Raw genomic sequence first — 25,328 nt, 5'->3', positions numbered from 1 at the left:
GTGCCCGGAGGTATCACCACCTCCGGGCACCGGGCGTTCTGTACGGGACGCAGCCGAGGCGGCCGCGGCCCGCTCACATGCCGGCGATCAGTTTCTCCACCCGGTCGTCCACCGAACGGAACGGGTCCTTGCACAGCACTGTGCGCTGCGCCTGGTCGTTGAGCTTGAGGTGGACCCAGTCGACCGTGAAGTCACGGCGCTGTTCCTGGGCCCTGCGGATGAAGTCGCCGCGCAGCCGGGCCCGAGTGGTCTGCGGCGGCACGGACTTGCCTTCGAAGATCTTCAAGTCGTTGCAGATACGGGCTGCTTGACCCTTCTTCTCCAGGAGGTAGTAGAGGCCACGACGGCGGTGGATGTCGTGGTAGGCGAGGTCTATCTGCGCGACCCGCGGATGCGACATGGTCATGTTGTGCTTGGCCCGGTACCGCTCGATGAGCTTGTACTTCATGACCCAGTCGATCTCGGTACCGATCCGGTCGAGGTCCTCGGCCTCGATCGCGTCCAGCGTGCGGCCCCACAGCTCCAGGACCTGCTCGACCGTGCCCGTACGAATGCCGCGGCGCTCGCAGAAGTCCACGGCCTTCTCGTAGTACTCGCGCTGCACCTCCAGCGCCGATGCCTCCCGGCCACTGGCCAGGCGCACCTTGCGCCGCCCGGTGATGTCGTGGCTGACCTCGCGGATCGCCCGGATCGGGTTCTCCAGGGTCAGGTCGCGCATCACCGTGCCCGCCTCGATCATGCGCAGCACCAGGTCGGTCGCGCCGACCTTGAGCAGCATGGTCGTCTCGGACATGTTCGAGTCGCCCACGATCACATGCAGGCGCCGGTAGCGCTCGGCGTCCGCGTGCGGCTCGTCGCGGGTGTTGATGATGGGCCGGGAGCGGGTCGTCGCCGAGGAAACGCCCTCCCAGATGTGCTCGGCCCGCTGGCTGACGCAGTACACGGCGCCCCGCGGGGTCTGCAGCACCTTGCCGGCGCCGCACAGAAGCTGCCTGGTGACCAGGAACGGGATCAGAATGTCCGCGAGCCGGGAGAACTCCCCATGCCGTGCGACGAGATAGTTCTCGTGGCAGCCATAGGAGTTGCCCGCCGAGTCGGTGTTGTTCTTGAAGAGGTAGACGTCGCCCGCGATTCCCTCCTCGTGCAGGCGTCGTTCCGCGTCTACCAGGAGTCCTTCCAGAATGCGTTCGCCGGCCTTGTCGTGGGTGACCAGTTCGGTCACGTTGTCACATTCGGGTGTCGCGTATTCCGGATGTGAGCCCACGTCGAGATAGAGGCGGGCGCCGTTTCGCAGAAAGACATTGCTGCTACGGCCCCATGACACGACACGGCGGAAGAGGTACCGCGCCACCTCGTCAGGCGACAGGCGGCGCTGTCCCCTGAACGTGCACGTGACGCCGTACTCGTTCTCCAGCCCGAAAATGCGGCGGTCCATGACTGAACATTACGCCCGATCCCCTGAGCTGAAACGGGGTTCGACAGCACGGTTTGGATCATTTTCCGATGAAGCCGCAACGACCGCACCCCTGGCAGGAGCTGCGAGGACCGGCCCCGTGGCCAACAGGACCAGCAAGGACACGGCCCCCGCGGCCCCCGGCACGGCAAACCCCCACAGCGCCCCGCCCGCCTCGACGACCGGCCCCGCCAGGCCCGTTCCCACCGACGCACCCACGGTGAACGTCGTCACAAGCCAGGAGAACGCCTCGGTGACCGTCCCGCGCGGGGCGTGCCGGTCCACGAGCACGAAGGCACAGGCGATGCACGGCGCGAGGAACACCCCCGCGAGTACGGCCAGCAGGGTCATCGCGGCGACACCCGGCATCAGCGTCAGCGGCAGGTAACACACCGCCAGAAGCGCGACCAGCCAGCGCAGTCGCCGGGCCGGCTCACCGGCCCGCTGCCGCGCCCCGTACACCATGCCGCCGAGGAGCGCACCCAGTCCCAGGCCCGCCATCAGCCAGCCGTACACCACATCCCCGCCGTGGTCGTCCGCGTACGACGCGGCCGCGACCGCGATGGACCCCATCGCCACGCCGACGAACAGAAAGGCGGCCAGGAGCGCCAGCAGCCCGGCCGAGCGCAGCGCACCCAGCCAGTGCGCCTCACGCGGCGCCGAACGCCACGCGCGCGAGGGCTGCGACACGACCACCGACAGAGCGCCCAGCACCCCGATCACGTTGAGGATCAGCAGCGCCGCCTGCGCCGACCACAGCGAGGCGCACAGCGTGAGCAGCAACGGTCCGATGGTGAACATGACTTCCTGCGCCACCGCGTCCATCGCGTACGCCGTGTGCACCTGGCCCTCCTTGTGGAGGACGGACGACCACAGCGCCCGCAGACCGCCCTCCAAGGGCGGCGTGAACAGACCGGAGGCGGCCACGGCCGCATACGCGAGAGGCAGCGGGCCGATGCCCACGAAGGCGAACACACCCATCGCGAGCGCCGACGCGACGGCGGCGGGCAGCTGCACCCGCGGCTGCCCGTACAGGTCCACCAGCCGCCCCAGCAGCGGCTGGCCCACGGCATTGGCTACCCCGTACACGGCCGCCAGGCCGCCGGCCATGCTGTACGAGCCGCCCTCCGCGCGCACGAACAGCACGATGGCGAGTGCGGCCACGGCGTTCGGCAGCCGGCCTATGAGCGTGCCGACGAGCAGCCGGGCGGCATGCCTCGCCCTGAGGACCTCCAGGTATGCGCCCGTCATCGGCAGCGCCGCCCCTCCGGATAAGTTTTACGTATAACGTCCTTCGTCATACGTACCATGTGCGCTGTTCACGAGTCCAGACAACGGAGTGAGCCGCAGGGCTTCAGCGCCCTGCCGCGAACGACCAGGAGCAAGGGAGCAGGCGGACGGTGGCACACGGCAGCACCCGCCCCACCAGCCGGGACGTCGCCCAGGCGGCGGGCGTCTCGCAGGCCGCGGTCTCCCTCGTCCTCGGCGAGAAGTGGCGCGGCCGGGTCTCGGAGGCCACCGCCGAACGCGTCCGCGAGGCCGCCCGCGAACTCGGATACCGGCCCAACCTCGCCGCCCGCAACCTGCGCCTCGGCCACACCCGCACCGTCCTCCTCGTCGTCCCCGCCCTCACCACCGAGTTCTTCGCCGGGGTCTACACCGGCGCCGCCCGCGTCGCAGCCCACCACGGCTTCGGTGTCGTCCTCTACCCCTCCCCCGAAGGCATCGGCCCCGCCCGCGACCCCTTCGCCTCCGCCCAGGCCGCCCTCGACGGCGTCATCGCCTCCTCCATGGCCGCCGACGCCCTCACCGCCATCCGCGGCGACCAGCTGCCCCTGGTCATGCTGGACAGCGACCCGGACGGCAGCCTCGGGGCGGCGACGGTGAACCTCGACATCACGGACGGCGTCCGGCAGGTCGCCGATCACCTGCTCCGCCTCGGCCACCGCCGCTTCCTGCACCTCGCGGCCGACGTGCCCTCCTGGACCTTCGACGTACGGGCACGTGAGCTCGCCGCACGCATCGGCGAGGTGCCCGGCACCTCACTTCGCACCGTCCGCGCACCCATCTCCATCGAGGGCGCCCGCACCGCCGCCGAGACCGCCCTCTCGGCCAAGGGCCCCAGCCCCACGGCCATCGTCTGCGACGACGACAAACTCGCCGCCGGCGTCTACAAGGCCGTGCGCCGCCTGGGCCTGCGCATCCCGGACGACATCTCCGTGACCGGCCTCGACGACCTCGCCCTCGCCACCGCCCTCGACCCCGAACTGACCACGGTCCGCCTGGACGCCGAGCTCTTCGGGGAACGCGGCATGCAGGCCCTCCTGGCGGTCCTGGAAGGCCGTGAGCCCGAGGAGGGCGACATTCCGGTCGAGCTGGTCGTACGGGGCTCCACAGCGCCGCCCAGCGCCCTCTGAAGGCCCGCGTGAACGCCTGTGCCCCGGCCGAGCGGGCGGCCGGGGCACGGTACGGGCGAATCGAGGTCGGAACTGCTCCTCGGTGAGGTCGGACTACTCCTCGGAACTGCCGGAGTCCTCGGAGTCCTCGGGGTCCTCCCCGTTGTCGGCGCTCTCGGCCTCGGTGGCCGCACCCTCGGCCGCCAGCAGCCGGGCGAGCTGCCGGCCGACGATGCGCTTGAACTTGCGCGACTGCGGACGCGTACGGTCCAGCACCGCGACCTCGAGCCGCTCCGCGGGAATCTCCCGCTGCGTGCCGTTCGACTCACGGGACAGGGCCTGGACCGCCAGCTTCAGCGCCTCGGCGAGACTCACGCCGTCCTGATGACGCTGATCCAGGTAATTGCTGATCAACTCGGCATTGCCGCCGACCGCGACCGAGCCGTGCTCGTCCACGATCGAGCCGTCGTGCGGCAGCCGGTAGATCTGGTCGCCCTCGGGCGTCTCACCGACCTCGGCGACGACGAGCTCCACCTCGTACGGCTTCTCCGCCGCGGAGGAGAAGATCGTGCCCAGCGTCTGGGCGTAGACGTTGGCCAGACCGCGCGCGGTCACGTCATCACGGTCATAGGTGTAACCACGCAGATCGGCATACCTCACGCCACCGATCCGCAGGTTCTCGTACTCGTTGTACTTGCCGGCGGCCGCGAAGCCGATCCGGTCGTAGATCTCGCTGAACTTGTGCAGCGCACGGGACGGGTTCTCGCCGACGAACACGATGCCGTCGGCATACTGCAGCACGACGAGGCTGCGGCCACGGGCGATGCCCTTGCGGGCGTACTCCGCCCGGTCGGCCATGGCCTGCTGGGGTGAGACATAGAACGGCGTCGACACCGGTTATCCGTCCCTTTCTGTCGAAGTCACAGGATCACCTTGCTAAGACCGAGCCGCCGCTACAGCAGCGCTGCCCGCGGGCCGTCGGGCTGCTCCAGACGCCGCGCCAGGATGGAACGGGCGATCTCGGAGGACTCGTCATCGCCCAGTCGGCGGAATCCGTCATCGGTGATCACGGTGACGATCGGGTAGATCCGGCGGGCGACATCGGGACCACCGGTCGCCGAGTCGTCGTCAGCCGCGTCGTAGAGGGCCTGCACCACGAGGGTCGTGGCTTCGGCCTCGCTCAGGTCATCACGGAAGAGCTTCTTCATGGCGCCACGCGCGAAGATCGAACCGGAGCCGGTGGCGGCGAACCCGTGCTCCTCGGAACGACCACCGGTCACGTCGTAGGAGAAGATCCGCCCCCTCTCCCGGTCGACGTCGTACCCCGCGAAGAGCGGTACGACGGCCAGCCCCTGCATGGCCATGCCCAGGTTGGACCGGATCATCGTCGACAGACGGTTCGCCTTGCCCTCCAGCGACAGCTGGGCGCCCTCGACCTTCTCGAAGTGCTCCAGCTCCAGCTGGAAGAGCTTCACCATCTCCACGGCCAGACCGGCGGTGCCGGCGATTCCGACGGCCGAGTACTCGTCGGCCGGGAACACCTTCTCGATGTCGCGCTGGGCGATCACATTCCCCATGGTCGCCCGCCGGTCACCCGCCAGCACGACGCCGCCCGGGAACGTCACGGCCACGATGGTCGTGCCGTGCGGCGCCTCGATCACGCCCTGCGTGGGCGGCAGTTGGCGGTTGCCGGGCAGCATCTCGGGCTGGTGCTCGGAGAGAAAGTCCATGAAGGAGGACGACCCAGGCGTCAGGAAGGCAGCTGGTAGACGCCCGGTGCTACGAGTGTTGGCTTCCACGCGATTCCTTCCAGGTAATCGGCAGCTCGGTTCATCGCTTCGGGACCGTTCCCTCAACAGGCCGAGGCCGGAAAAGCAGTTGAAGCACAGTACGCCACGGACCCTACCCGTCTTGTGGCGGTGATCCACATGAACGGCAAGCCCCGTGAAACAGATCGCGCGGAGCTCGCCCGAGCGGCGACCGGCCGGTCACGCGAAGCGCTGCGCGCGGCTTGGACCCGCCGCACCGCACGCAGCGCTTCATCTCCGACTCGCCGTCCACCACTCCACCCCGTTTACCTTCGGATCGAAGGAAAGGGCGGTTTACTGCCCGCCCTTTTGAACGAAGGACCGCACAAAGTCCTCCGCGTTCTCCTCGAGGACATCGTCAATCTCGTCCAGAACCGAGTCGACGTCGTCGCTCAGCTTCTCCTGACGCTCCTTGAGGTCCTCCGAAGCCTGCGTCTCCGCGGTCTGCTCCTCGACTTCCTCGGTGGAACGCGTGGCCTTCTGCTGTCCGCCGCCGGTGTCCTTGGTTGCCATATCCCTCACCCCGCTCAGTTCGCCCGACATGGTCGACAGGTCGGCTTTCCTGCCGATCGGTGATGATCAGACCCTACAAGCCGGGTCTGACATCGGCCCCGCAGTTTCTCCAACGTACGGGGGCCATCTCGATGATTCCCGGACGCCGGGATTTCCACCCTGCTCGGCCGACGTCCGACTGACACCGCCCGAGTACCCCTCAGCCGCCCGAGAGGACCTTGACCAGGTCTTCCGCCGTGCGACAGCGGTCCAGGAGCTCCTTGACGTGATTTCGCGTTCCGCGAAGCGGTTCGAGGGTTGGGACGCGCTGGAGGGAGTCCCGGCCGGGCAGGTCGAAGATCACCGAGTCCCAGGAGGCCGCGGCGACGTCGTCGGCGTACTGCTCCAGGCAGCGCCCGCGGAAGTACGCGCGCGTGTCCTCCGGCGGCTTCGTGCGGGCCCTCTCGACCTCGTTCTCGTCCAGGAGGCGCTTCATCCGTCCGCGGGCCGCGAGACGGTTGTAGAGGCCCTTCTCGGGGCGTACGTCGGCGTACTGGAGGTCGACGAGGTGGAGCCGCGCGGCGTCCCAGTCGAGGTCGTCGCGGCGCCGGTAGCCCTCCATGAGCTCTCGCTTGGCGACCCAGTCCAGCTCGCCCGCCAGGCTCATCGGATCCCGCTCCAGACGGTTGAGGGTGTCCTCCCAGCGGGTCAGGACGTCCTTGGTCTGTTCGTCGGCGTCGGCGCCGAAGCGTTCCTCGACGTATTTGCGGGAGAGCTCGTAGTACTCCATCTGGAGCTGTACCGCCGTCAGCGTGCGGCCGCTACGGAGGGTGATCAGGCGTTTGAGGGACGGGTCGTGCGACACCTGGTGGAGTGTGCGAACGGGCTGGTCCACGGCCAGGTCGACCGCGATGAAGCTGTCCTCGATCATCGACAGCACCAGGGCCGTGGTGCCCAGCTTCAGGTACGTCGAGATCTCCGACAGGTTCGCGTCGCCGATGATCACGTGCAGGCGGCGGTATTTCTCCGCGTCCGCGTGCGGTTCGTCGCGCGTGTTGATGATCGGGCGCTTCAGGGTCGTCTCGAGGCCCACCTCGACCTCGAAGTAGTCCGCTCGCTGGCTGAGCTGGAAGCCGTGTTCGTGGCCGTCCTGGCCGATGCCGACGCGGCCGGCGCCGGCGAAGACCTGGCGGGAGACGAAGAAGGGCGTCAGGTGGCGCACGATGTCGGAGAAGGGGGTTTCCCGCTTCATCAGGTAGTTCTCGTGCGTGCCGTAGGAGGCGCCCTTGTTGTCGGTGTTGTTCTTGTAGAGGTGGATGGGCTGGGCGCCGGGCAGCTGGGCGGCCCGCTCGGCCGCCTCGGCCATGATCCGCTCGCCGGCCTTGTCCCAGAGGACGGCGTCGCGGGGGTTGGTCACCTCGGGGGAGCTGTATTCGGGGTGTGCGTGGTCGACGTAGAGCCGTGCCCCGTTGGTGAGGATGACGTTGGCGAGGCCGATGTCCTCATCGGTGAGCTGGCTGGAGTCGGCGGCCTCGCGGGCGAGGTCGAAGCCTCGCGCGTCCCGCAGCGGGTTCTCCTCCTCGAAGTCCCAGCGAGCCCGGCGGGCCCGGTGCATCGCCGCCGCGTAGGCGTTGACGATCTGGGATGAGGTGAGCATGGCATTGGCGTTGGGGTGGCCGGGGACGGAGATCCCGTACTCCGTCTCGATGCCCATTACTCGCCGTACGGTCATGCGGCCCTCCTTGCCCGGCGGCACCCTCGGTCGGGGGCGCCGCTCAAGTACCGCTGGCGCTCCGGTGCGTGTGCGGTGCCCGTCCCCGCACTGCGCGACTCGGCGGTACCGAAGAGCCTAGAACGCCTTTGCGCTGGTGGGGAGATCATTTGCGTCATTGCGTTGCTCGCCTTTGTTCCGGCGGTGGCCGGAAAAACAGTCGGCTGCGGGTACCCGGTGGGGGCACCCGCAGCCGCCCTGTCTTTTACAGGTACTGACCGGTGTTTGCCACCGTGTCGATGGAGCGTCCGGTGTCTGCGCCCTGCTTTCCGGTGATGAGGGTGCGGATGTAGACGATCCGCTCGCCCTTCTTTCCGGAGATCCGGGCCCAGTCGTCCGGGTTGGTGGTGTTGGGCAGGTCCTCGTTCTCCTTGAACTCGTCCACGCAGGCCTGGAGGAGGTGGGAGACGCGGAGGCCCTTCTGGTTGTGCTCCAGGAAGTCCTTGATCGCCATCTTCTTGGCGCGGCCCACGATGTTCTCGATCATGGCGCCGGAATTGAAGTCCTTGAAGTAGAGGACTTCCTTGTCGCCGTTGGCGTAGGTGACTTCCAGGAAGCGGTTTTCCTCGGATTCGGCGTACATCTGCTCGACGGCGGTCTGGATCATGCTCTGGACCGTCATGGCCTTGTCGCCGCTGTGCTCACCGACGTCCTCGGTGTGGAGCGGCAGGCGCTGGGTGAGGTACTTGCCGAAGATGTCCTTGGCGGCCTCGGCGTCCGGACGCTCGATCTTGATCTTCACGTCCAGGCGGCCGGGGCGCAGGATGGCGGGGTCGATCATGTCCTCGCGGTTGGAGGCGCCGATCACGACCACGTTCTGCAGGCCTTCGACACCGTCGATCTCGGCGAGCAGCTGGGGGACGATGGTGTTCTCCACGTCCGAGCTGACACCGGAGCCACGGGTGCGGAAGAGGGATTCCATCTCGTCGAAGAAGACGATGACGGGTGTGCCCTCGCTGGCCTTTTCACGTGCACGCTGGAAGACGAGGCGGATCTGCCGCTCGGTCTCACCCACGTACTTGTTCAGCAGCTCGGGGCCCTTGATGTTGAGGAAGAAGCTCTTGCCGGTGGCCTGCCCGGTCACCTCGGCGACCTTCTTGGCCAGCGAGTTGGCGACGGCCTTGGCGATGAGCGTCTTGCCGCATCCGGGGGGCCCGTACAGGAGGACGCCCTTGGGCGGCCGCAGTTCGTGCTCCCTGAACAGGTCGGGGTAGAGGTACGGGAGCTCGACCGCGTCGCGGATCATTTCGATCTGGTTGCCCAGGCCGCCGATCTGCTCGTAGCCGATGTCCGGTACTTCTTCGAGGACGAGTTCCTCGACCTCGCTCTTGGGGACGACCTCGTAGACGTAGCCGGAGCGGGGTTCGAGCAGCAGGGCGTCGCCGGGGCGGATGGTGACGTCCAGCAGCGGCTCGGCGAGCCGTACCACCCGTTCCTCATCGGTGTGCCCCACTACGAGGGCGCGCTCGCCGTCCTCGAGGATCTCCTTGAGGGTGACGATGTCGCCGACGCTCTCGTACTCCATGGCCTCGACCACGTTGAGCGCTTCGTTGAGCATTACTTCCTGGCCGCGCCTGAGGTCGTCGAGTTCGACGCTCGGGCTGACGTTCACGCGGAGTTTGCGGCCGCCGGTGAAGATGTCGGCCGTGCCGTCCTCGTTCTGCGTCAGGAAGACACCGAAGCCGGCCGGTGGCTGTGCGAGCCGGTCGACTTCCTCCTTGAGGGCCACGATCTGGTCGCGGGCCTCACGGAGCGTGTTGGCGAGTCGCTCGTTCTGTGCGGACACGCCGGCCAGATTGGTCTGCAGCTCTACGATCCGCTCTTCGAGAATCCTCGTGTGCCGCGGAGAGTCGGCGAGCTTGCGTCGCAGGACGGCGATCTCCTGCTCAAGGTAGGCAATCTGCCCGGCCGGGTCGTCGGACCCCCGTCCCGGGCGGATGCCGCGGTTCATGTCGTCGTCGTGGGCTGCCACGGTCCTCACCTCCTCCAAGGGGAGCTGGACGCTTCCAGACCCTACCTGGGTGGGTGTCGATTGAAACCCCTAGATCACAAAGACTGTCGGGGTGTGTCCGATCTTCACCCTTGCGCTCTCCCTCACGCCAGGGGAATACCCACCGAACATGATTGGAAAGCCGCCGCAGGTAGGCTCGAAGTGTTCAACACCCTTCAGAGCTGGCCGGATTCCCGTCCGGCTCGACGTAAGGAACGGTAGGAGAGATGAGCGTGGAACAGACGGCCGGGGTCGAGGGTCAGGCGCTGGAGGTCTGGATCGACCAGGATCTCTGTACCGGTGACGGCATCTGTGCCCAGTATGCGCCCGAGGTCTTCGAGCTGGACATCGACGGTCTGGCCTACGTGAAGGGCGCGGACGACGAGCTGTTGCAGGCCCAGGGGGCCACAACGCCCGTGCCGCTGCCGCTTCTCACGGACGTGGTGGATTCGGCGAAGGAATGTCCGGGCGACTGCATCCATGTGCGTCGCGTTTCGGACAAGGTCGAAGTCTTCGGTCCGGACGCCGAGTGACCTTGCGCATACGGGCTGTTACGACTGTCTGATTTCTCACACGGGTCGGTGGAGTGGGTCAGACGCTGTGGGCGCCGGCGGGTGTCGAGCGGACGAACGAGCCGTTCTTCCACTGCCACTTCGCGCTGTCCTTCACGTCAGGGCAGCAGCGCGGCACGTCGTCGGACGAGTAGCCGAGCAGGTCGGCGACGACGGCTCCGTCACGGACGGCGAGGTCGGTGACGGTGATGCTGTCCTTCGGCTTCACCAGGGTGGCGACGACGCGGGGCGTGGCCGCCTCGGTGCCGCGGGTGAGGACGTAGACGCCGTCGGGCGGGGTGCCCATGGGGGCGTCGCAGTGCACGACGGCCACGGTTTCGGGGCTGCCGTCGCCGTCCAGGTCCCCGCTGGCCTTCTTGACCACGACCGCCTTCACCGGTCCGCATTCCAGGGGGAACTCCACGCTCGCGGGATCCGGGGGCGCGACGGCCGCGGGGGCGTTCTTCGCATCCGGGCCGGCCGTCTGGGCCGCTGTCGCCGAGTTGGGCTGCAGGACCGAGGACAGGGCGACGACACCGGCGAGCGCCGTGGCGGTGGCGAGCCAGTGGATCGGGCGGGTGTGAGTGTGTGCCAGTTCCGGGACGGCGGATTGCTGCACTAGGAGCGTCTCCTGTGAGGGCTGTGCCGGTGGGGGTGGCCAGCATGGTGCCACACGTCACAGTACGGGGGAACGGCGGGGTGTGGAGTTCCCGTGCCGGTGTGATGGTTGGGAGCGCGTGGGGGGCGTGCGGGTGTCGTGCGGCGTTCGGACCAGCCGTTTGTCGTCTCGTGGATTTATTGGCTTGTGGGTTTGTGAGCTTTTACGTCAACAGAAAGGCGCTGTGGTCGAGTTCCAGGGGGGTTCCGGGAACTCGACCACAGCGCTTGTACGTTGATCGCGGCACAGGGCCGCCTCAGCGGCGGTTGCCTCCGTCGGCGTTGGGGCCCTCGTAGTCCTCGCCGTAGGCGCCCTTGGCGGGACGGCGGCGGCGCATGGGCGGCTCCACTCCGTCGGCGAGGCGGCGGGCGGTGAGCAGGAAGCCGGTGTGGCCGATCATCCGGTGGTCCGGGCGGACGGCCAGGCCCTCGACGTGCCAGTTGCGGATCATCGTCTCCCACGAGGTCGGCTCGTTGAAGCAGCCGATCTCGCGGATGGACTCGACGGTCCGGGCGAGCTGGGTGGTGGTGGCGACGTAGCAGCAGAGGATGCCGCCGGGGACGAGCGCCTTGGAGACGGCCTCCAGGCACTCCCAGGGGGCGAGCATGTCGAGGATGACGCGGTCGACGTCCGTGTCCGACAGGTTGTCCTGGAGGTCGCCCACGGTGAGCTGCCAGGCGGGGTGCGGTCCCCCGAAGTAGCGCTCCACGTTCGCCTGCGCGATCTCGGCGAAGTCCTCGCGGCGCTCGTAGGAGTGCAGCATGCCCTGGTCGCCGATGGCACGCAGCAGGAAGCTGCTGAGCGAGCCGGAGCCGACGCCGGCCTCCACGACGCGTGCGCCGGGGAAGATGTCGGCGAAGGCGAGGATCTGCCCCGCGTCCTTGGGGTAGACCACGGCGGCGCCGCGGGGCATGGACAGGACGTAGTCGGGGAGCAGGGGGCGCAGCGCGAGGTAGGCGACGTTCCCGGTGGTGCGGACAACGCTGCCCTCGGGAGCACCGATCAGTTCGTCGTGCGGGAAGGAACCCTTGTGGGTGTGGAAGTTCTTCCCGGCCTCGAGCGTGAACGTGTAGTGGCGGCCCTTGGGGTCGGTCAGCTGAACCTGGTCCCCGACCTTGAAGGGCCCGCGCCTGCGGGCGGCACCGGTCGGTTCGGACATGTGAACAGCCTACCGGCGTTTCGGGGGGCCGCCGACCACCGGGAATTGGGAAGCACCGCTTGAGGAGGGCGGTGCTCAGCTCGGGCGGGCCATCGCCTTCACGAAGGCGCGCTCGACATCCGCCGCCGACAGCACGCCGTAGATTTCGCCGGTCTCCTCGACGACCAGGTACTCGGTGGCGGGGGTGGCTCGGAGGGCGTCGAGGAGTTCCTCTCCGGCGAGTTCGGCGGAGACGCGCATGCCGTCGGTCAGGTCCTGGGCGAGGCCGCTGACGGCGACCCAGGGGCGACGGTGTTCGGGTACGCCGACGATGGCGGCCTCGCGGACGAGGGAGAGGGGGTTGCCGTCGGGGTCGACGACGACCAGGGCGCGGGCGCCGGCGTCGTTGGCGCGGCGCAGCGCCTCGGACAGGGGTGTGTTCGTCTCGACGGGGACCGCGCGGCGGGTGAGGGTGCGGGCGCGCAGGTCGGGGAGATGCTCGCGCAGGCGGGCCATGCGCAGGCTGTTGCCGGCGCCGGTCCAGATGATCGCGGCGAGGATGGCGGCCAGCAGGGCGTCCATGACGGTGTCCATGCCGACGTTGTCCACGGCGTCGGAGCCGAGCGCACCGGACTGGGTGAGCCACGGGAGCCCGACCAGGACGGAGACGGCGAGGGCGCGGCCGACCCAGGCGGCGGCGACGGTGCCGGTCATCGGCCTGCCGGTGATCTTCCAGACGACCGCGCGGAGCATGCGGCCACCGTCGAGGGGCAGGCCGGGGAGCAGGTTGAAGGCGGCCACGATGAGGTTGGAGATCATCAGGCCGGCCAGCAGGACGCCGGGGACCGTACCGGGCTCGACGGCCTGGAGGGCGCCGTAGAAGACGCCGGAGAGGACGAGGGAGAGCAGCGGTCCGACGAAGGCCAGCACGAACTCCCGCCCTGGCGTCTCGGCCTCCTTCTCGATCTCGGAGACCCCGCCGAAGAACTGCAGCTGGATACGGCGCACGGGCAGCTTGAAGCGGAGCGCGGCCACGGTGTGGGCGAGCTCGTGGACAAGGACGGAGGCGTAGAAGGCGACCGCGAAGAAGAGGGAGACGAGGTAGCGGGCGGCGCCGAGCTCGGGCAGCACCCGGTCGAGCTGTCCGCCGAACACCCAGGTGATCAGCGCGGCGACCAGGAACCAGCTGGGGGCGACATAGACGGGCACGCCGAACGGCCGGCCCATGAGCAGCCCGCCGCGGGGGTCCTTGGGGCGCTGCGGCGGACGGCCCTTGGTGGTGCCGGAGTGGGCGAGGGGGCGGTCGGGGTGGGTGTCGGGGTGCCGGTCGCTGTGGGAGGCCTGCGTGAACGGGCTCTCGGCGTCGCGACGGTCAGGCGTGCGCGGGTCGGTGGCGTCGCCGGGGGCGGGGTCGGCTTCCTCGCGGGACCCGGACGAGGTCGGTGCCGCGGGGCCGGGAGCCGTGTCGCCGTTGTCGGCGACGGCGCTCGCGTCGTCCTTGGGCTGCTCGTCGGACGGGGCCGGATCGGGGCGCGCGGGTCCGGTGGCCGGGGCCTCACGGTCCGGTCGGCGCTCGGTCGACTCGTCGGTGCCGGACCGCGGCTGCCCGCTCCCGCCGCTCTCGTCCACGGTGTCCCCTCGTTCGAAGCGTCGTCCGCGCCTGCCGGGCGGATGGGTCTCGGGTCGATGGTATGCGGCCGTCGCAACGCGTTTCGCCCCGGCACCCCCTCTGTTTCCCCGTCCGCCACAGCCGTAACGGCCGGGGGTGGGTCACTGTCAGTGGTGGGCCGTAAGGTCTGTGGTCATGGAGACGAGCACGGAGGGTGCCGCAGCGGACTGCGGCAGTGACACCGCGCCGGTGGCAGAGCCGGTGACGGACGAGTACCCGGTGGGGACGGACAGTACGGCGACGGCGGTCAAGGCGGGTGAGAGCGCGGTCGCAGCGGGCGGCACGGCCGTGCGCCCGGCGATAGCACCCGCCTCGCTGTCCCCTTCCCGTGCCAGTGACTTCATGCAGTGCCCGCTGCTCTACCGGTTCCGGGTGATCGACCGGCTGCCCGAGAAGCCGAGCGCGGCGGCGACCAGGGGCACGCTGGTGCACGCGGTGCTGGAGCGCCTCTTCGACGCCCCGGCCGCCGAGCGGACCGCTCCGCGCGCCAAGTCCCTCATCCCCGGCCAGTGGGACCGGCTGCGGGAGAGCAGGCCGGAGGTCCTGGAGCTGTTCGCGGACGATCCCGAGGGCGAGCGGCTGGCGACCTGGCTGGGTGAGGCGGAGCGGCTCGTGGAGCGGTGGTTCGGTCTGGAGGACCCGACCCGGCTGGAGCCCGCCGAGCGGGAGCTGTTCATCGAGGCCGAACTGGACTCGGGGCTGCGGCTGCGCGGCATCATCGACCGCGTCGACGTGGCGCCGACGGGCGAGGTGCGGATCGTCGACTACAAGACGGGCAAGGCGCCGCGGCCCGAGTACGCCGAGGGCGCGCTGTTCCAGATGAAGTTCTACGCCCTGGTCGTGTGGCGGCTGAAGAACGTGATCCCTCGCCGGCTCCAGCTCGTCTATCTCGGCAGCGGCGACGTGCTGACGTACGACCCCGTCCTCGCCGACCTGGAGCGGGTGGAACGCAAGCTGCTGGCGCTGTGGGAGGCGATCCGGACGGCGACCGAGACGGGTGAGTGGCGTCCGAGGCAGACGAAGCTGTGCGGCTGGTGCGATCACCAGGCCCACTGCCCGGAATTCGGCGGCACTCCCCCGCCGTATCCGCTGCCGGTCAGGGCGGGCGAGTCCGGCGACGGTGCGCAGGGCAGAATGGGGCCGGACTAGGCGAAGGAGACTCACGTGGCCATCCGCGTCCTACTGGTCGACGACCAGCCCCTGCTGCGTACCGGCTTCCGGATGATTCTGGAGGCGGAGCAGGACATCGCGGTCGTGGGCGAGGCCGGTGACGGCCTGCAAGCTCTCGATCAGGTGCGGGCCCTGCAGCCCGACGTGGTTCTGATGGACATCCGCATGCCTCGCATGGACGGGGTCGAGGCGACCCGGCAGATCACCGGTCCCGGGCGGGACGGCCCGGCGAAGGTGCTGGTGCTGACCACGTTCGATCTCGACGAGTACGTGGTGGAGGCGCTCAAGGCGGGAGCCAGCGGCTTCCTGCTGAAGGACGCCCCGGCCAATGAGCTGGTGCAGGCGATCCGGGTGGTCGCGGGCGGCGAGGCGATGCTCGCGCCGAGCATCACGCGCCGGCTGCTCGACAAGTACGCCACGCATCTGCCGTCGGGCGACGAGCCGGTTCCGGACACCCTGCACACGCTGACCGAGCGCGAGGTGGAGGTGCTGAAGCTGGTGGCGCGGGGCCTGTCCAACGCCGAGATCGCCGCCGACCTCTTCGTCAGCGAGACCACGGTCAAGACGCACGTGGGCCACGTCCTGACCAAGCTGGGGCTGCGGGACCGGGTGCAGGCCGCGGTGTACGCGTACGAGAGCGGGCTGGTGCGTCCGGGCGCCCAGTAGGAGCCTGCACGGCACGACTGCCCGGCGACGCAGAGGGCGCCCCTTCCTGAGAAGGGGCGCCCTCTGCGTACTTCGTCCTCCGTCAGCCCTTGCTCAGCTCCCAGAAGCGGAACACGGTGGAGGCGTCGAGGCAGTACTCCAGGCCGTAGACGTTGTCGCGGACGACCGCGTACTGCTTGGCCTGCCAGACCGGAAGGACGGGGACTTCCTCGGCCACGATGTCCTGGAGCCGGTTGAACTCGTCGTCCGTCGCGGCGCGGTCGCTCTCGGCGGCGGTGCGCGGGATGAGCGTGCCGGTGATGGCGTCGTTGCTGTAGTTGTTGCTCAGCACGTTGCCCTTGCCGAAGAAGGGGGCCGTGAAGCTGTCGGCGTCCGGATAGTCCGGGATCCAGCCCTTCACGTACACGCCGTACTTGCCGTCGGCGATGTCCTTCTCGTACTGGTCGAACGCGACGGACTGCACATCGGCGTCGAACAGGCCGCTGTCGTTGAGCTGCTTCGCGATCGTCTTCAACTCCTGGTCGGTGGCCGGGCCGTAGCGCGACGGGGTGGACCAGAGAGTCAGCTTGACCTTGCCGTCGATGCCCTCGTCCTGCAGGGCCGCGGCGGCCTTCGCCTTGGAGGGGCGGGCGCCGTAGGTGTCGAAGAACGCCGTGTTGTGGCCGCTGATGCCGGCCGGGATGATCGAGTACAGCGGGGTGGCCGTGCCCTGGTAGACGTCCTTGATGAGGGCGTCACGGTCGATGAGGTAGGCCATGGCCTTGCGGACGCCGAGCTTGCCGGCGACCGGGTCGTCCATGTTGAAGACCAGGTGCTGGACCTCGGCGCTGCTGCCCTCGACGACCTCCACACCGGAGTCGCCGCCGGACTTCTCGACGTCGGCGATGCCGCCCGCGGTGAGGCCGCGGTAGGCGATGTCGACCTCGTTGGCGCTCAGGGCCTTCTTCAGGGCGTCCTGGTCGCCGTGGAAGAACTTCAGGGTCACGCCGTCGTTCTGGACCTCGGCGGTGCCCTTGTAGCTCTCGTTGACGGAGAAGACGGCCTCGTCGTTGTCGAACTTGTCGAGCTTGTACGGGCCGGAGCCGACCGCCTGGTCGTCCTTGCGCAGGCCGCTCGCGTCGTACTGCTCCTGGTCGACGATGGAGCCGGCGCCGGAGGCTATCTTGCTCGGGAACGTGGCGTCGGGGGTGTTGAGCTGGAAGACGACCGTCTTGTCGTCCGGCGTCTCGACCTTGTCGAGCGTGGGGAACATGACGGCGGGGCCGTCGGGATCGTTGATCTTCAGCATGCGGTCGAAGGAGAACTTGACGTCCTCCGAGGTGAGCGCGTCACCGTTGCTGAACTTCAGATCGTCCTTGAGCGTGCACCTGTAGACCGTCGTCTGCGTGTCGGAGAAGGCGCACTGCTCGGCGGCCTCGGGCTGCGGTTCGGTGGCGCCCTTGGGGAAGCTGAGCAGCGACTGGAAGACGTTGTTGAACAACAGCCAGGAGCCGGGGTCGTAGCCGGAGGCGGGGTCGGTGGCGAGAACGTCGTCCGACATTCCCATGACCACCGAGGTACCGGTCCCCCCGGTGCCCGCGGTCTCGGTTCCACAGCCGGTCAGCAGGCCGGAGGCCAGCCCTGCCACGACGGGCAGGACCGGCCACTGGTTGCGCATGTTCACTTACAAGTGCCTTGTCGTCGGTTGTGAGGTACCCGGGCACCCGTCCTGGATCCCGGGCCGAGCCGGCGCCCTGGTCATGGCCGCCGGGCACGGGTGAGGTCAGCCGCTCACGCCACGGCCGAGCTCCCACAGCTGAAGGGTCGAGGAGGAGTTGAGCACGTACGCCGTGCCCGTGACGTCGTCGCCGGCGGCGACGAACTGCTTGCCCTGCCACAGCGGCAGCACGGGCACGTCATCGGCGACGATGTCCTGAATATCCGTCAGGCTGCCGGAGGCCGACAGCCGGTCGGCGACGCGGCGGGACTCCGGGATGAGCGTGTTGCGGATCGTGCTGTTGGCGTAGGGCGAGCCGAGGAAGTTGTCCTTGTCGAGGAACGGCGCGAGGTAGTTGTCGGCGTCCGGGAAGTCCGGGAACCAGCCCATGCCGTAGACCTCGTACTCGCCCTTCTGCTCAGCCGGGCGGAACGTCGCCCAGGGGGCGCCCTTGATGTCGACGTCGAACAGGCCGCTGTCGTTGAGCTGCTTCTTCAGCAGCTCGAACTCCTTCTTCGTGGCCGAGCCGTAGTGGTCGGTGGTGTAGTGCAGCGTGAGCTTGACCGGGGTGGTGACGCCGGCCTTCTCCAGCATGGACTTGGCCTTGGCGGTGCTCGGGTCGCCGTACTTGTTGAAGAACGCGTTGGAATGGCCCGTGATGCTGGCGGGGACCAGCGAGTAGAGCGGTTCGGCCTGGGAACCGTAGACCTTGGAGACGAGTTCGCCGCGGTCGATGACCTGTGCCATGGCCTGGCGGACGGCCTTCGTGCGGACCGACGCGTCGTTGGTGTTGAAGGCCAGGTAGCGGATTTCCAGGCCGGACATGTCGACGAGGTCGACGGTGTCGTCGGAGTCTGCCGACAGCTTCTGGATCTGCTCGGGCGACATGGTGCGGGTCATCAGGTCGATGTCGCCCTTGTCGAGGGCGGTGCCCATCTCGTCGGCGTCCGCGAAGTTGCGCAGCTCGACCTTGTCGTTGCTCACCGTCAGACTCCCCTTGTAGTCGGGGTTCTTGGTGAACACGGCGGAGACCAGCTCGTCGTTCTTGACCTCGGCCTGGAGGGTGTACGGGCCGGAGCCGTCGAGCTCGAAGCCGTCGCGCAGCTTGTCCTTGGCGTAGATGTCCGGGTCGACGATGCCCGCGACCGGGGTGGACAGCTTGAACGGGAAGGTGGCGTCGGCGGTCTTGAGGTGGAAGATGACCTCGCGGTCGCCCCGGGTCTCGACGGTGTCGATGGTGGACAGCAGCGCGAAGACGCCGCTGTCGGCCTTGAGGGCGCGGGCGCGGTCGATGGAGTACTTCACGTCGTCCGCGGTGACGGGGTCGCCGTTCGAGAACTTCAGGTCCTTGCGCAGGGTGCACGCGTAGCGCTCGTTGCCGCTGTCGGTGAAGCCGCAGGTCTGGGCGGCCTCCGGTACCGGTTCGCCCTCGCCGCGCGGCTGGATCATCAGGGTCTGCACGGTCTGGCGCAGGATGTTCCAGGTGCCGACGTCGTAGGCGTAGGCCGGATCGAGCGGTGCGGGAGCGTCCTTCGAGGCAGTGAACGCGTCCGTGGTGCCGACGACGATCGCGTCGCCGCTGTCGCTGCCGCTGTCGGTTCCACCACAGGCGGCGAGAACCGGCACAAGCAGGCCGATGACGGCCGGCAGCACCAAAGTCTTGCGGTTCATGCTCGGGTTTCTCCAGCTGTCGACTCCGTGTACCCGGCATGCAGGGGTGTCGCGGCGGATCACGGGGTGAGTTCGATGTTCTCGCGATGAGGTTAGTCCGCGCCCGCAGGAGGGTTCGCCGCGACCGGAGTTGAGGCCCCATCACGCTGTGGAGCCGGTCGCGGACGCACCGGAAACCTTGGACCGGAAGGATTCGTGCACCGGTCCATCAATCGGGACACAAGGGTGCGCCCCAAACCTTCGACACAGGGGGTGCTGCACACGGCGAGTCACCTGTCGACCCCATGGACAGTGGTAAACGTCACAAACTGAACGGTCTTGGCGCGCACCGGAATTCGGCCATCCGGCGCCACTCGAATTCCCTTGCGGAATTTCCGCGCTATCGATGTTGCACGCTGGGTGAACACCGGCCCTATTTCAGTTGTCGGACGTTGTCAGTCGTCGTCAGACGGTGATCAGGCCGCGCAGAAATGCCAGATCGACCTCTTCCAGCGAGGTCACCACGGTGCGCCGGGCGGCCGGACTGATCGGCGCAACCGACGGCACGGCCACGACATGACAGCCGGCGGCCTCCGCCGCGGCGACGCCGGTCGCGGTGTCCTCGACGACCGCGCACCGGGCGGGATCGGCGCCCAGTCCGGCCGCGGCGAACAGGTACGGGTCCGGGTGCGGCTTGGTGCGCTCCACCTCGTCGCCGGCGACGGTCAGCGCGAAGTACTGAGGGCCGAGCGAGGTGAGCACCCGGTCGATGATGCGCCGGTGCGAGGCGGAGACCAGAGCCGTCGGGATCTCGTACGCGGCCAGCTCGGCCAGCAGCCGGGCCGCGCCCGGCATCAGCGGCAGCGCGCGGTCGATACGGTCCTCGAAGCCCTGGTTCAGCAGCAGCGTGAGCTCGGCGAGAGCGATGTCGGCGCCGGTGGCCTCGATCAGGAATCCGGCGCTGCGGCTCATCGGGCCTCCGACCACGACATGGCGCCAGGTGTCGTCGAGGGTGTGGCCCAGGCTCGCGAAGACCTCGACCTCGACGTCCCACCAGAAGCCCTCGGTGTCCACCAGGGTTCCGTCCATGTCGAGGAGGACTGCCTGCAGGGCCGAGCCGTCGGCCGTACGGGTTACTGGTGCGGGGACCGTGCTGGTCATCCACGTACCTCCTTGAAGGGACGATCAGGCCGGTTCCCACGGAGGGAACCGGCCTGCGGTGGACCGTCCAGTGTACGACCTGCGCGGACGAAGCGCCTGGTTTGACCTGTGTGCCTCGGGGCACACCTGTTACCCGCCCGGGATCGGGCGGGGGTCGCCTCAGCGTGCGTTGAAGTACTTCGCCTCGGGGTGGTGGATGACGATCGCGTCCGTAGACTGCTCGGGGTGCAGCTGGAACTCCTCGGACAGGTGGACGCCGATGCGCTCCGGCTGGAGCAGGTCGGCGATCTTGGCCCGGTCCTCCAGGTTGGGGCAGGCACCATAGCCGAGGGAGAAGCGGGCGCCCCGGTACTTCAGCGCGAACATGTCCTCGATCTCGGCCGGGTCCTCACCGGCGAAGCCCAGCTCGGACCGCACGCGCGCGTGCCAGTACTCGGCGAGTGCCTCCGCCAACTGCACGGACAGACCGTGCAGTTCGAGGTAGTCCCGGTAGGCGTTGGCCTCGAACATCCGGGCCGTCTCCGCACCGATCCGCGAGCCCACGGTGACGACCTGGAGGCCCACGACGTCCGTCTCGCCCGACTCCTGCGGGCGGAAGAAGTCCGCGAGGCACAGTCGGCGGCCGCGGCGCTGGCGCGGGAAGGTGAACCGGGTGCGTTCGTTGCCGTGCTCGTCCAGCAGGATCAGGTCGTCGTCCTTGGAGACGCACGGGAAGTAGCCGTAGACCACGGCGGCTTCCAGGAGGTTCTCCGTCTGGAGCTTGTCGAGCAGGCCGCGCAGCCGCGGGCGGCCCTCGGTCTCGACGAGTTCCTGGTACGACGGTCCGTCGCCGCTGCGGGTCTCCTTGAGGCCCCACTGGCCCTTGAAGAGGGCGCCCTCGTCGAGCCAGGACGCGTACTCCTTGAGCTGGATGCCCTTGATGACGCGGGTGCCCCAGAACGGCGGCTCGGGCAGGGGGTTGTCGACGGCGACGTCGGAGCGGACGTGCCCTTCCTCGGGGCGCTCGTCCAGGACGGCCGTCGCGGCGGCGCTCTTGACCCGGCGCTGCTTGAGCTCGGGCAGCTGCACGCCGGGCACGCCCCGCTTGACGCCGATGAGGGCGTCCATCAGGCGCAGGCCCTCGAAGGCGTCGCGGGCGTAGCGGACTTCGCCCTCGTAGATCTCGTGCAGGTCCTGCTCGACGTACGCGCGCGTGAGGGCCGCGCCGCCGAGGATGACCGGGTAATCGGCCGCCATACCGCGCTGGTTGAGCTCTTCCAGGTTCTCCTTCATGATCACCGTGGACTTCACCAGCAGCCCGGACATACCGATGACGTCGGCCCGGTGCTCCTCGGCGGCTTCCAGGATCGCGGAGACGGGCTGCTTGATGCCCAGGTTGACCACGTTGTAGCCGTTGTTGGACAGGATGATGTCCACGAGGTTCTTGCCGATGTCGTGGACATCGCCGCGGACCGTGGCCAGCACGATGGTGCCCTTGCCGTCGGCGTCCGTCTTCTCCATGTGCGGTTCGAGGTAGGCGACGGCGGACTTCATCACCTCGGCGGACTGGAGCACGAACGGCAGCTGCATCTGGCCGGAGCCGAACAGCTCGCCGACGACCTTCATGCCGTCCAGGAGCGTCTCGTTGACGATGTCGAGGGCGGAGCGGGCCTGGAGGGCGTCGTCGAGGTCGGCTTCCAGGCCGTTCTTCTCGCCGTCGATGATGCGGCGCTTGAGGCGCTCCTCCAGCGGGAGGGCGGCCAGTTCCTCGGCCTTGCCGGCCTTCAGGGACTTGGCGGTGGCGCCCTCGAACAGGGCCATGAGCTTCTGCAGCGGGTCGTAGCCCTCGGCACGGCGGTCGTGGATGAGGTCGAGGGCGGTCTGGACCTCTTCCTCGGAGAAGCGGGCGATCGGCAGGATCTTCGACGCGTGCACGATCGCCGAGTCCAGGCCCGCCTTGACGCACTCGTCGAGGAAGACGGAGTTGAGCAGGATGCGGGCGGCCGGGTTCAGGCCGAAGGAGATGTTCGACAGGCCGAGGGTGGTCTGGACATCCGGGTGGAGCCGCTTGAGCTCGCGGATCGCCTCGATGGTGGCGATGCCGTCCTTGCGGGACTCCTCCTGACCGGTGCAGATGGTGAAGGTCAGGGTGTCGATGAGGATGTCGGACTCGAGGATGCCCCAGTTCGTCGTCAGGTCCTCGATCAGCCGCTCGGCGATCTCGACCTTCTTCTCGGGGGTGCGGGCCTGGCCCTCCTCGTCGATGGTCAGCGCGATCAGCGCGGCGCCGTGCTCGCGGGCGAGCTCGGTGACCTTCGCGAAGCGGGACTCGGGGCCGTCGCCGTCCTCGTAGTTGACGGAGTTGATGACCGCGCGCCCGCCGAGCTTCTCCAGACCGGCCTGGATGACGTCGACCTCGGTCGAGTCCAGGACGATCGGCAGCGTGGAGGCGGTGGCGAAGCGGCCGGCCAGCTCCTCCATGTCGGCGACGCCGTCCCGGCCGACGTAGTCGACGCACAGGTCGAGCATGTGGGCGCCCTCGCGGATCTGATCGCGGGCCATCTCCACACAGTCGTCCCAGCGCGCGGCCAGCATGGCCTCGCGGAACTTCTTCGATCCGTTGGCGTTGGTGCGCTCGCCGATGGCCAGGTACGAGGTGTCCTGGCGGAACGGGACCGTCTGGTAGAGCGAGGCGGCGCCGGGCTCGGGCTGCGGCCTGCGCTCCACGGGCGTGGCCTCCCGGACCCGCTCGACGAGCTGCCTGAGGTGCTCGGGGGTCGTGCCGCAGCAGCCGCCGATGAGGTTCAGGCCGTAGTCCCGCACGAAGGTCTCCTGGGCGTCGGCCAGGCCCTCCGGGTCGAGCGGGAAGTGGGCGCCGTCCTTGGTGAGAATCGGCAGGCCGGCGTTCGGCATGCACAGCAGGGGCGTGCGGGAGTGCCGGGCGAGGTAGCGCAGGTGCTCGCTCATCTCGGCCGGGCCGGTCGAACAGTTCAGGCCGATCATGTCGATGCCGAGGGGCTCCAGCGCGGTCAGCGCGGCGCCGATCTCGGAGCCGAGCAGCATGGTGCCGGTGGTCTCGAAGGCCATGGAGACCAGCAGCGGCACCTCGGCGCCGGTCGCCTCCATGGCGCGCCGGGCGCCCAGGATCGACGACTTCGTCTGCAGGAGGTCCTGCGTGGTCTCCACGATCAGGGCGTCCGCGCCGCCGGCGAGCAGGCCCTCGGCGTTCGCCTGGAAGCCGTCGCGCAGCGTGCCGTAACCGATGTGGCCGAGGGTCGGCAGCTTGGTGCCGGGTCCGATCGAGCCGAGCACCCACCGCTGGCGGCCGTCACGGGCGCCGAACTCGTCGGCAGTCTCGCGGGCGATGCGGGCGCCCGCCTCGGAGAGCTCGTACACCCGGTCGGCGATGTCGTATTCGGCCATGGCCGAGTGGTTGGCGCCGAACGTGTTCGTCTCGACGCAGTCCACGCCCGCGCCGAAGTACTCCTCGTGGACGGAGCGGACGATGTCGGGGCGGGTCAGGTTGAGGATCTCGTTGCAGCCCTCAAGGTTCTCGAAGTCCTCGAGTGTGGGCTCCTGGGCCTGCAACATCGTGCCCATCGCTCCGTCGGCGACCACCACTCGGGTGGCGAGCGCCTCGCGGAGCGCGGACACACGGGTCCGGCTGTCGGCGGAAGGGGTCGGTGGCAACGAGGCCATGTAAGGGCTCCCTGGAGTGCGACGGCTGTCGGCTTTGCGCCCTTTACGGATCCGTCCGCAGTGGGCGCACGCCGCCAGCGTAGCCGGGACCGCCGTCGAACGGTCAGGCGGTCCACGAGGCGGGACGAGGATGACGGCAGGGTCGATCTTCGGCCACGCGCGAGGCAACACCGGTGGACCGATAACCGCCGACCATTAGCGGGAGGTCGGCATCGACCGGTAGTGTTCGACATTGCCGAACGGTGGCAGCGACGTCGCACGGTCGACGCTCGAAGGGGACGGAGGCAGCACGGCGATGGCACGGAACATCCAGTCGCTCGAACGGGCGGCCGCGATGCTGCGGCTCCTCGCGGGCGGTGAGCGGCGCCTCGGCCTGTCCGACATCGCCTCGTCGCTGGGCCTCGCCAAGGGCACCGCCCACGGGATTCTGCGCACCCTCCAGCAGGAGGGCTTCGTCGAGCAGGACGACGCGTCGGGGCGCTATCAGCTGGGCGCCGAGCTGCTGCGCCTGGGCACCACCTATCTGGACGTGCACGAGCTGCGGGCCCGCGCCCTGGTGTGGACGGACGACCTGGCCCGCTCCAGCGGGGAGAGCGTCTATCTGGGCGTGCTGCACCAGCAGGGCGTGCTGATCGTCCACCACGTCTTCCGCCCCGACGACAGCCGGCAGGTGCTGGAGATCGGCGCCATGCAGCCGCTGCACTCCACAGCCCTGGGCAAGGTCCTGTCGGCGTACGACCCGGTCGCGCACAGCGAGGCCATCGAGGCCGACCGCAAGGCCTTCACGGACCGCACCGTGTGCGAGCTGGACGCCTTCGAGCACATCCTCGACATGACACGCGCGCGTGGCTACGCGGCCGACGTCGAGGAGACCTGGGAGGGCGTCGCCTCCGTCGCCGCCTGCATCCACGACCGGCGCCGCATGCCGGTCGGCTCGGTCGGCATCACCGGCGCCGTGGAGCGGCTGTGCCGTGACGGCGAGCTGCGCCCGGAGCTGGTCGCGGCGGTGCGGGACTGCGCCCGCGCGGTGTCGCGGGACCTGGGCGCAGGGCGGTTCTGAGAAGCCGAACGGGGCGAGAAGTGGGCACCGGGACGTCGTAGGACGTTCCGGTGCTTCGCCATTCCCCGGCACTGCCGTCACTGGTGTCGACAAATCAACACAAGCGACAACGATCGCACATTCGACGACGCGACCCTTGACGCATGTGTGACGCCGGGGCAAGCTCCCGTCCATCGGTCGGCATTGTCGAACACCTACCGGCAATACGCGCTAGAGTGTGACAACGCCAAGGGCCGGCGCCGCTCTCACCCGAGGGCGGCGCGAACCACCGGAGGGACCCGGAGGTTCGGCTTCCCCTGGACGAAGGACAAAGGAGTCGCG

19 protein-coding genes are annotated in these 25,328 nt (G+C 68.8%); 5 read left to right on the top strand and 14 right to left on the bottom strand.

From position 1 onward, the window contains the following. Nucleotides 1–73: 73 nt before the first annotated feature. Nucleotides 74–1,435, bottom strand: a complete 1,362-nt coding sequence (gene pafA, locus OHT51_RS34105; protein ID WP_028801611.1) for a Pup--protein ligase — start codon at nt 1,433–1,435, stop codon at nt 74–76. A gap of 9 nt (nt 1,436–1,444) precedes the next feature. Further along, complete coding sequence (locus OHT51_RS34100) at nt 1,445–2,704, bottom strand: MFS transporter (protein WP_328882756.1); 1,260 nt, start codon at nt 2,702–2,704, stop codon at nt 1,445–1,447. Nucleotides 2,705–2,853: 149 nt separating this feature from the next. On the opposite strand from OHT51_RS34100, the gene OHT51_RS34095 reads away from it, so the two are divergent. Next, entirely contained in the window at nt 2,854–3,870 is a 1,017-nt protein-coding gene (locus tag OHT51_RS34095; RefSeq protein ID WP_328882755.1) for a LacI family DNA-binding transcriptional regulator, read from the top strand. A 93-nt stretch (nt 3,871–3,963) separates the two neighbouring features. On the opposite strand, the gene prcA is transcribed toward OHT51_RS34095, so the two are convergent. The 5 genes from prcA to arc form a co-directional block, all read right to left on the bottom strand. Next, nucleotides 3,964–4,743 (bottom strand): proteasome subunit alpha, encoded by a 780-nt coding sequence (gene prcA, locus OHT51_RS34090; protein WP_328882754.1) that lies wholly within the window; start codon nt 4,741–4,743, stop codon nt 3,964–3,966. 59 nt (nt 4,744–4,802) lie between these two features. Next, nucleotides 4,803–5,648: a proteasome subunit beta gene (gene prcB, locus OHT51_RS34085; protein WP_328884534.1), complete on the bottom strand. Its 846-nt coding sequence runs from the start codon at nt 5,646–5,648 to the stop codon at nt 4,803–4,805. A 303-nt stretch (nt 5,649–5,951) separates the two neighbouring features. Further along, nucleotides 5,952–6,170: a ubiquitin-like protein Pup gene (locus OHT51_RS34080; RefSeq protein ID WP_328428856.1), complete on the bottom strand. Its 219-nt coding sequence runs from the start codon at nt 6,168–6,170 to the stop codon at nt 5,952–5,954. Nucleotides 6,171–6,369: 199 nt separating this feature from the next. Then, complete coding sequence (gene dop / locus OHT51_RS34075; RefSeq protein ID WP_362381023.1) at nt 6,370–7,881, bottom strand: depupylase/deamidase Dop; 1,512 nt, start codon at nt 7,879–7,881, stop codon at nt 6,370–6,372. A gap of 244 nt (nt 7,882–8,125) precedes the next feature. Then, entirely contained in the window at nt 8,126–9,892 is a 1,767-nt protein-coding gene (gene arc, locus OHT51_RS34070) for a proteasome ATPase (protein WP_328882753.1), read from the bottom strand. A 245-nt stretch (nt 9,893–10,137) separates the two neighbouring features. On the opposite strand from arc, the gene OHT51_RS34065 reads away from it, so the two are divergent. After that, nucleotides 10,138–10,443 (top strand): ferredoxin, encoded by a 306-nt coding sequence (locus OHT51_RS34065; protein ID WP_328882752.1) that lies wholly within the window; start codon nt 10,138–10,140, stop codon nt 10,441–10,443. A 58-nt stretch (nt 10,444–10,501) separates the two neighbouring features. Here the strand turns inward: OHT51_RS34065 and OHT51_RS34060 are convergent, their stop codons facing one another. The 3 genes from OHT51_RS34060 to OHT51_RS34050 all read right to left on the bottom strand — a co-directional run bounded on the left by OHT51_RS34060 (nt 10,502) and on the right by OHT51_RS34050 (nt 13,886). Further along, entirely contained in the window at nt 10,502–11,080 is a 579-nt protein-coding gene (locus tag OHT51_RS34060; RefSeq protein ID WP_328882751.1) for a hypothetical protein, read from the bottom strand. A 295-nt stretch (nt 11,081–11,375) separates the two neighbouring features. Continuing rightward, the gene (locus OHT51_RS34055; protein WP_328882750.1) at nt 11,376–12,278 is read right to left on the bottom strand and encodes a tRNA (adenine-N1)-methyltransferase; all 903 of its coding nucleotides are present in this window, start codon (nt 12,276–12,278) and stop codon (nt 11,376–11,378) included. Nucleotides 12,279–12,353: 75 nt separating this feature from the next. Continuing rightward, entirely contained in the window at nt 12,354–13,886 is a 1,533-nt protein-coding gene (locus OHT51_RS34050) for a site-2 protease family protein (RefSeq protein WP_328882749.1), read from the bottom strand. 175 nt (nt 13,887–14,061) lie between these two features. Between OHT51_RS34050 and OHT51_RS34045 the strand changes: the two genes are divergently transcribed. After that, nucleotides 14,062–15,075 carry a RecB family exonuclease gene (locus OHT51_RS34045; protein ID WP_328882748.1) on the top strand — a complete coding sequence of 338 codons (1,014 nt, stop codon included), beginning with the start codon at nt 14,062–14,064 and terminating at the stop codon, nt 15,073–15,075. A gap of 15 nt (nt 15,076–15,090) precedes the next feature. Continuing rightward, entirely contained in the window at nt 15,091–15,762 is a 672-nt protein-coding gene (locus OHT51_RS34040) for a response regulator (RefSeq protein WP_030053339.1), read from the top strand. 82 nt (nt 15,763–15,844) lie between these two features. Here OHT51_RS34040 and OHT51_RS34035 read toward each other — a convergent pair whose 3' ends face one another. The 4 genes from OHT51_RS34035 to metH all read right to left on the bottom strand — a co-directional run bounded on the left by OHT51_RS34035 (nt 15,845) and on the right by metH (nt 23,947). Beyond that, a complete protein-coding gene (locus tag OHT51_RS34035) occupies nt 15,845–17,425 on the bottom strand; it encodes an ABC transporter substrate-binding protein (protein WP_328882747.1) in 1,581 nt (526 codons plus the stop codon). Nucleotides 17,426–17,524: 99 nt separating this feature from the next. Continuing rightward, complete coding sequence (locus OHT51_RS34030) at nt 17,525–19,129, bottom strand: ABC transporter substrate-binding protein (RefSeq protein WP_328882746.1); 1,605 nt, start codon at nt 19,127–19,129, stop codon at nt 17,525–17,527. Nucleotides 19,130–19,573: 444 nt separating this feature from the next. After that, the gene (locus OHT51_RS34025; protein ID WP_328882745.1) at nt 19,574–20,269 is read right to left on the bottom strand and encodes an HAD family hydrolase; all 696 of its coding nucleotides are present in this window, start codon (nt 20,267–20,269) and stop codon (nt 19,574–19,576) included. A 159-nt stretch (nt 20,270–20,428) separates the two neighbouring features. Further along, on the bottom strand, nt 20,429–23,947 hold the full coding sequence (metH, locus tag OHT51_RS34020) for a methionine synthase (RefSeq protein WP_328882744.1): 3,519 nt from the start codon (nt 23,945–23,947) through the stop codon (nt 20,429–20,431). 295 nt (nt 23,948–24,242) lie between these two features. Here metH and OHT51_RS34015 point away from each other — a divergent pair, with 295 nt between their 5' ends. Then, nucleotides 24,243–25,007 carry an IclR family transcriptional regulator gene (locus OHT51_RS34015; protein WP_328882743.1) on the top strand — a complete coding sequence of 255 codons (765 nt, stop codon included), beginning with the start codon at nt 24,243–24,245 and terminating at the stop codon, nt 25,005–25,007. Nucleotides 25,008–25,328: the final 321 nt, after the last annotated feature.

This window comes from Streptomyces sp. NBC_00299 (assembly GCF_036173045.1).
GTDB lineage: Bacteria > Actinomycetota > Actinomycetes > Streptomycetales > Streptomycetaceae > Streptomyces > Streptomyces machairae.
Note: the sequence above shows the minus strand (reverse complement) of the source record. Positions and strands in the feature narration are given on the sequence as shown.

Bases quoted from the DNA above. Each gene is read 5' to 3' on its own strand.
- pafA (WP_028801611.1), bottom strand. From the start codon at position 1,435: ATGGACCGCCGCATTTTCGGGCTGGAGAACGAGTACGGCGTCACGTGC.
- OHT51_RS34100 (WP_328882756.1), bottom strand. From the start codon at position 2,704: ATGACGGGCGCATACCTGGAGGTCCTCAGGGCGAGGCATGCCGCCCGG.
- OHT51_RS34080 (WP_328428856.1), bottom strand. From the start codon at position 6,170: ATGGCAACCAAGGACACCGGCGGCGGACAGCAGAAGGCCACGCGTTCC.
- dop (WP_362381023.1), bottom strand. From the start codon at position 7,881: ATGACCGTACGGCGAGTAATGGGCATCGAGACGGAGTACGGGATCTCC.
- OHT51_RS34065 (WP_328882752.1), top strand. From the start codon at position 10,138: ATGAGCGTGGAACAGACGGCCGGGGTCGAGGGTCAGGCGCTGGAGGTC.
- OHT51_RS34055 (WP_328882750.1), bottom strand. From the start codon at position 12,278: ATGTCCGAACCGACCGGTGCCGCCCGCAGGCGCGGGCCCTTCAAGGTC.
- OHT51_RS34045 (WP_328882748.1), top strand. From the start codon at position 14,062: ATGGAGACGAGCACGGAGGGTGCCGCAGCGGACTGCGGCAGTGACACC.
- OHT51_RS34030 (WP_328882746.1), bottom strand. From the start codon at position 19,129: ATGAACCGCAAGACTTTGGTGCTGCCGGCCGTCATCGGCCTGCTTGTG.
- OHT51_RS34025 (WP_328882745.1), bottom strand. From the start codon at position 20,269: ATGACCAGCACGGTCCCCGCACCAGTAACCCGTACGGCCGACGGCTCG.
- metH (WP_328882744.1), bottom strand. From the start codon at position 23,947: ATGGCCTCGTTGCCACCGACCCCTTCCGCCGACAGCCGGACCCGTGTG.
- OHT51_RS34015 (WP_328882743.1), top strand. From the start codon at position 24,243: ATGGCACGGAACATCCAGTCGCTCGAACGGGCGGCCGCGATGCTGCGG.